General features: G+C 62.7%; 5 protein-coding genes and 3 pseudogenes. 5 read left to right on the plus strand and 3 right to left on the minus strand.

Going from position 1 to position 6,073, the window contains the following annotated elements:
- Positions 1–29: 29 nt before the first annotated feature.
- Positions 30–542, plus strand: coding sequence for a GAF and ANTAR domain-containing protein (locus AC50YA_RS22950; RefSeq protein ID WP_494984455.1), 513 nt, complete (start codon positions 30–32; stop codon positions 540–542).
- Positions 529–816: a hypothetical protein gene (locus AC50YA_RS22955; protein WP_494984456.1), complete on the plus strand. Its 288-nt coding sequence runs from the start codon at positions 529–531 to the stop codon at positions 814–816. The genes AC50YA_RS22950 and AC50YA_RS22955 overlap by 14 nt, the downstream gene beginning before the upstream one ends.
- 83 nt (positions 817–899) lie before the next feature.
- Here AC50YA_RS22955 and AC50YA_RS22960 read toward each other — a convergent pair whose 3' ends face one another.
- The 3 genes from AC50YA_RS22960 to AC50YA_RS22970 form a co-directional block, all read right to left on the minus strand.
- Positions 900–1,730 carry an IclR family transcriptional regulator gene (locus AC50YA_RS22960; protein ID WP_494984457.1) on the minus strand — a complete coding sequence of 277 codons (831 nt, stop codon included), beginning with the start codon at positions 1,728–1,730 and terminating at the stop codon, positions 900–902.
- Positions 1,731–1,815: 85 nt separating this feature from the next.
- On the minus strand, positions 1,816–3,072 hold the full coding sequence (locus AC50YA_RS22965) for an aminopeptidase P family protein (protein ID WP_494984458.1): 1,257 nt from the start codon (positions 3,070–3,072) through the stop codon (positions 1,816–1,818).
- Between the two features lie 61 nt (positions 3,073–3,133).
- Positions 3,134–4,468, minus strand: coding sequence for an MFS transporter (locus AC50YA_RS22970; RefSeq protein WP_494984459.1), 1,335 nt, complete (start codon positions 4,466–4,468; stop codon positions 3,134–3,136).
- A 430-nt stretch (positions 4,469–4,898) separates the two neighbouring features.
- Here AC50YA_RS22970 and AC50YA_RS22975 point away from each other — a divergent pair.
- The 3 pseudogenes from AC50YA_RS22975 to AC50YA_RS22985 form a co-directional block, all read left to right on the plus strand.
- A pseudogene (locus AC50YA_RS22975) lies at positions 4,899–5,060 on the plus strand (S-(hydroxymethyl)mycothiol dehydrogenase); the annotation flags it as partial.
- Between the two features lie 104 nt (positions 5,061–5,164).
- Positions 5,165–5,676: pseudogene (locus tag AC50YA_RS22980) on the plus strand (MBL fold metallo-hydrolase).
- Positions 5,677–5,841: 165 nt separating this feature from the next.
- Positions 5,842–6,073, plus strand: a pseudogene (locus AC50YA_RS22985) (hypothetical protein); the annotation flags it as partial.

The raw sequence follows: 6,073 nt of genomic DNA on the forward strand, positions 1-6,073 counted from the left end.
CCAAAAATACTCGCCCTCCCAGGACCGGCGTGGATCAACCAACCCAAGGAAATCCCCGAACAGTCAGCCGCCTAACTCCCGTTGGTACCGTTCAGCTTGAAAAATTCCGCTGGCCAAACTGGAGCGCCGCCGTCGTCGACCTCCCAATCCGCTCGGTGATCAGCACACCCCTGATCGCCAACGGGCAGGCCATAGGTGCAATGAAGATTTATGCCGCCACCCCCGGCGCTTTTGAGGATGCCACCACGGCCCTCATGGAGCTTTTTGCTTCACCCGCGGCAACGCTGCTGTCCCACATCCAAACCGCCGAGACTCCTGAACGGATCAGTGAGAGCCTTCAATCTGCTCTCTACAGCAGGGACCTGATTAACCGGGCCTGCGGAATGCTCATGGAGCGACGCACGCTCACCGAGGACGCTGCACTTCAGCACCTGATGCGGCAGGCCCGCGCAACGCGCAGCACGCTCAGGGAAGTCAGCGCCATTGTCCTGGCAGGCGTAGCCTCCGACGCGCATAGAGGCAGTAGTGATGGGCTTCGATAGCAGCGAACCGGAGCAACGCCGCAGGCTCCAGGCAGCATTGGCAGCAGCACAAGTCAGCACCGGCGACCTGTGGCTCTACTACTTCGGCATCGGGGGATCAGTGGGCGAGTATGAAGTGGAGGCCTACATGCAAGGACTCCTCTCCCTCCATGAACTGCAACGGGACCTGCTGGCTATGGCGGCAAACGAACTTACCTCTGACCAGGCCAGCCCCCGCGCGCCCTATGCGGACGAGATGGGGTCAGGGGATTCATCCCGGCCCGAGGATTCCTAGCGGACCAGACGCTCTCTCACTTCCTGCAGCTTTGAGCCGAACGCTGTCTCACACGGTGAGAGAGCGTTCGTGATTTTCTTGCGTTAAGTGAGAGAGCGTTTGGTGGTGCCGGTGGCGGGTGCGTTGCCGCCCAGCCGTGCGGTGACTTTGTCCGCCGCTGCCATGCAGGATTCGCCGAGGCTCTGCAGGCGGTCCTTGGAGACGCGGAACCGCGGGGCCGGGATGAGGACTGCTGCCACAAGGTCGCCGCGGTGATCGTAGACGGGGGCGGCAACGCCCACTTCGTCAAGGGAGGATTCGCCGTAGTTGATGGCCCATCCCCGGCTGGAATCGTCTTTAAGCCGGAGCAGGTAGTCCTCGAGCGAGGCCTCGTCCAGCCCGGGGTAGGAAATGGCTCCGCTCCGCAGGAGGGCACGCACCTTCTCCTCCGGTTCCGTTGCGAGGAACACCTGAACCGAGGAACTCAACGCGTCGCTGTACCGCGCCCCCAGCGGGGCAGTGTGCTTGATCTGGTGACGGCTGGCAATCTGCTCCACGCAGATTGACTCGTTGCCCTCCCACATCATCAAGGCGCTGGTTTCGCCTGTCAGTTCAGTGAGTTCACGAAGGACGGGATAAGCGACGCGCCGCTCCTCCAGTTCGGCAAGTAGCGGGCCCGCGACAGCGATCAGGCCCAGTCCGAGCCGGAAGCGGCGTGTGTCCGCATCGCGTTCGACGAGGTTTTCCTGTTCGAAGGTTGCCAGGATCCGTGACACCGTGCTTTTGTGCAGGCCCACACGGTTGGCGATCTCCGTGACGCCTAGCAGAGGTTCGTCGGCCGTGAACGATCGAAGGACGGCGATGGCGTTGACAATGACTGAGGCGCCCTTGGTGTCGCCCTTGCCGTTGGTGTCAGTGGAGTCTGGTGTGGTCATGATGCTCACTATCATTGCGCATAGTCAGCGGAAAGCGGCGCCGCGTGGGACACGGCGCCGCTTCCCTGGTTGGTGGTTGGAGGGGTCAGGCTCCGATGATGTTGTACCCGGGGCCGAACGGGAACTTGGTGATGTTCTCGGCACCGTCTTCGCCCACCACCAGGATGTCGTGTTCGCGGTAGCCGCCGGCACCCGGCTGGCCATCCAGGACGGTAATCATGGGCTCCATGGAGACCACCATGCCCGGCTCCAGCACGGTGTCGATGTCCTCGCGGAGCTCCAGCCCGGCTTCGCGGCCGTAGTAGTGGCTGAGGACACCGAAGGAGTGGCCGTAGCCGAAGGTGCGGTTGGCCAGCAGTCCGTGGCCCACGTAGATCTCATTGAGCTCCGCGGCGATGTCCTTGCAGACGGCGCCGGGCTTGATCAGCTCTAGGCCGCGCTTGTGGACCTCAACGTTGATGTTCCACAATTCGAGCGAGCGGGCATCCGGTTGGCCGTAGAACAGGGTGCGCTCCAAAGCCGTGTAGTAGCCGCTGGTCATGGGGAAGCAGTTCAGGGACAGGATGTCGTGTTCCTGGATCTTGCGGGTGGTGGCCCAGTTGTGGGCGCCGTCCGTGTTGATGCCGGACTGGAACCAGACCCAGGTGTCGCGGATTTCGGAGTCCGGGAACGTGCGGGCGATCTCGTGGACCATGGCTTCGGTGCCGATCAGGGCGACCTCGTACTCGGTGATGCCGGCCGTGATGGCGTTGCGGATGGCCTCGCCGCCGAGGTCGCCGATACGGGCACCGTGCTTGATGATCTCGATTTCTTCGGCGGACTTGATCATGCGCTGGCGCATCGCTGCATGCGCCACGTCCACGAGCGTCGCGCCGGAGAAGGCGGCCTGGATCTTGTTGCGGTTATCCAGCGGCAGCGAGTCGTCCTCGACGCCGAGGCGGCGCGGGTTGATGCCGCGGGTCCGCAGGACTTCCTGGATGGCGAAGATGTAGTTGTCCCGGCGCCAGTCTGTGTAGACGAGGTTGTCGCCGTAGCTGCGGCGCCAGGGCATGCCGGCGTCGATGTTGGCTGTGACTGTGACGGTGTCATCCTTGGTGACCACCATGCCGTAGGAGCGGCCGAAGGTGGTGAACAGGAAGTCGGAGTAGTACTTGATGGAGTGGTAGCTGGTGAGGACGACGGCGTCCAGTTCCTTCTCGGCCATGATCCGGCGAAGACCGGCAATGCGCCGCTCGAATTCGGCATCGGAGAAGGTCAGGGAGACCTTCTGGCCGTTGTTGAGGACCTTCAGACGCTCCAGTTCGGCGACGGATGTGGCGTTTTCAGATGCTGTGGTGGTCATTGTGGTGATGCCTTTCCTGTGGTGCGTTTACTTGAGGGGAGAAGCGGTTGAAACAGGTTGGCTATTCGTGGCGCAACGGTTCTTTGCAGGTTTCCCTGGATAATGAAACGGCGATCAGGGAGATGACTGCCGCAGCGACGAGGTACCAGGCCGGGGCGAGATCGCTGGCAGTGGCCGCGATCAGGAGCGTTGCCATGAATGGGGCGGTACCGCCGAACAGGGCGTTGGAGAGGTTGAAGCTGACCGCGAAGCCGCTGTAGCGGACGCGGGTGGGGAACATTTCGGCCAGGAAGCTGGGAAGTGTTCCGTCATTGAGGGTGAGCATCGCGCCCAGCAGGATCTGGACGAGGACGATGACCAGGAAATTCCCGGTTCCCAGCAGTGCGAAGGCGGGCACGGTCAGCACAATGAAGGTGATGGATGCACTGATAAGCACCTTCTTGCGTCCGTAACGGTCCGAAAGCATCCCCGTCAGGAAGATAAAGCCGATGTAGGTGACCAGCGCGATGGTCGTCGCAAGGAACGATTCGGTGCCGCCCAGGCCCAGCTCCGACGACAGATAGGTGGGCATGTAGCTGAGGATGACATAGAACCCGACGGCGTTGAGCAGCACGGCCCCGACGGCCTGCAGCAGCTGCCGCCAGTGGTTCCGGAACAGGCTGGACACGGGTGCCTTGATGGCCTCGTCCTCCGCTGCCAGCTCGCGGAACACCGGGGTGTCTTCGAGCTTGGTCCGGATGTAGCGGCCGATCAGTCCCATCGGGGCTGCGAGCAGGAACGGCAGGCGCCAACCCCAGTTTTGCATGGCATCGGCACTGAGCAGGACTGTCAACAGGCCTGCGATCAGGGAACCGAGGAGCAAGCCGGCGGCGGTGCTGGCGGGAACAACCGCGGCGTAGAGGCCGCGCTTGTTGGCGGGGGCGTACTCGACCAGAAAGGCTGACGCTCCAGCGTATTCACCAGAGGCGGAGAAGCCCTGCGCTACCCGGATGATCAGAAGCAGGATGGGAGCCCAGACGCCGATCGTGGCATAGCCCGGAATGAGAGCTATGCAGAAGGTTGCTCCGGACATGATCAAAATCGAGAGGGAGAGCGCTGTCCGCCGGCCCACCCTGTCACCGATGTGGCCCCAGACGAACCCGCCGAGCGGGCGTACCAGAAATGAAATCGCAAACAGGGCGAAGGTCAGCAGAAGCCCGGTCTGGGGATCTGACTCAGGAAAGAAGACAGTGGCGATCGTGACGGCCAGGTAGCCGTAAACGGCGTAGTCGAACCACTCAACGAAGTTGCCGATGAAGCTGGCCGCGATGACCCTGCGGCGGGTTTGTTTGCTGACGCCGGCATTGACTCCGCTGCTGTCGCCGAGGGCGCCACCGCCGCTGCCGGCCGGACCCATGTGGCCCCTCAACGTGGCGCGTCCGGAGGATGTACTGCCATGCCCGCTATTCGACTCCGGGCTGATCGGCCCCGCAAGTGTGGCGGGGGAGGAAGTTTCGTTACTCATATGTCCACCAAAGTGTTTTGGAGTTGCATTCAGTGCAACGCTGTTGCACCAGACTAGGCGTGACATGTAACACAGTCAATGCTTTTTTCGGGTTTGCGCTTTAATCAGAGCAAGTCCATGCGGCTGCACAGTGGATGTGCGAGCCAGGATGCGAGCAGTTAGTTGCGTTCAATGAGACTAGGTTGCGAATTTGAGGCACGGCCAGGAACCCCGGAGCGGCGCCGGCAGGCAACACTTCCGCGATCTATTGACACCCAATGTGATCGCTGTCATATTTTCCAGTACGCGCTATGTGCATCGTGTTGTGTCAGACGCAATTCAATACAAGCGGGGCAACCTGGACCAGGACGCGTTTGTCACCGAACGAATCGCCATCGACCAGGTGGAGGAGGCCATCGCCAAAATGCACGAGGGCAAAGTCCTGCGCTCCGTGGTTGAAATCCGCCCGGCTCTTGCCGGTGTTTCGGTGGCGGAGTCCGCATGAGCGTCACCATCGAGAACATCGTCACCTCCGGCACTTTTTCGCTCGACGGCGGCACCTGGGACGTCGACAACAACGTCTGGATCGTGGGAAACGACGACGAATGCGTGATCATCGATTCCCCGCATGACGCAGAGGCGATCATCGGCCAGGTCCGCGGCCGGAAGGTCCTGGCCATCCTGCTCACCCACGCGCACAACGACCACATCGGCGCGGCGCGTGCCGTGGTGGACGCCGTGAACGCCCCCATCTACATGCACCCTGATGACCTGGTGCTCTGGGAGCAGGTCTATCCTGATTTCAAACCGGACCGCGACCTCGCCGACGGTGACGTGTTCCAGGTGGGCGGCGCCACCCTGAGGGCCATCCACACCCCCGGCACTCCCCCGGCTCAACCTGCTTCTTCCTGGAGGCCGAAGGGACCGTCTTTACCGGAGACACGCTCTTCAACGGCGGTCCGGGCGCCAGCGGAAGATCCTTCAGCGACTACCCGACCATCCTCGACTCGATCCGGGAGCGGCTGCTGACGCTCCCTCCCGAGACCGTGGTCCGCACCGGACACGGGGACAGCACCACCATCGGAGCGGAGCGGGAGACGCTGGCCAAGGTCAGCGCATGAAAGGCGTCCCCCATGAAGTTCGGCAAGCAGCCGGCCCCCGTCGCGGACATCAACGAGGACGAGCTGGAAGTCCACAAACCCAAGAACGAAGCCGCAGGCGTCAAGGCGGTGATGGTTACGCTGGAGCGCGCCGTGGCCCAGACAGGGGTGTCCCGGACGGCCCAGTCGCTGCTCGCCGAGCCGGTGATCGTCGCGCGGATGGCAGAAGCGACCTTCGGCAAGGACCACCTCGTGGACTGGAAGGCCATGGCCGAGGACTACGACGTGGTCCGCGACCACATCTCCCGTGTCCTGCCCGGGTTCGAGGACTTCAACGCCAGGGTCCGGACCAAAAACGGCTTTGTGCTGCCCAACCCGCCACGGGACACCCGCTCCTTCAAGACGGACATCGGCCGTG

The organism is Pseudarthrobacter sp. RHLT3-21 (genome assembly GCF_059383495.1).

Bases quoted from the DNA above. Each gene is read 5' to 3' on its own strand.
- AC50YA_RS22965 (WP_494984458.1), bottom strand. From the start codon at position 3,072: ATGACCACCACAGCATCTGAAAACGCCACATCCGTCGCCGAACTGGAG.
- AC50YA_RS22960 (WP_494984457.1), bottom strand. From the start codon at position 1,730: ATGACCACACCAGACTCCACTGACACCAACGGCAAGGGCGACACCAAG.
- AC50YA_RS22970 (WP_494984459.1), bottom strand. From the start codon at position 4,468: ATGGGTCCGGCCGGCAGCGGCGGTGGCGCCCTCGGCGACAGCAGCGGA.
- AC50YA_RS22955 (WP_494984456.1), top strand. From the start codon at position 529: ATGGGCTTCGATAGCAGCGAACCGGAGCAACGCCGCAGGCTCCAGGCA.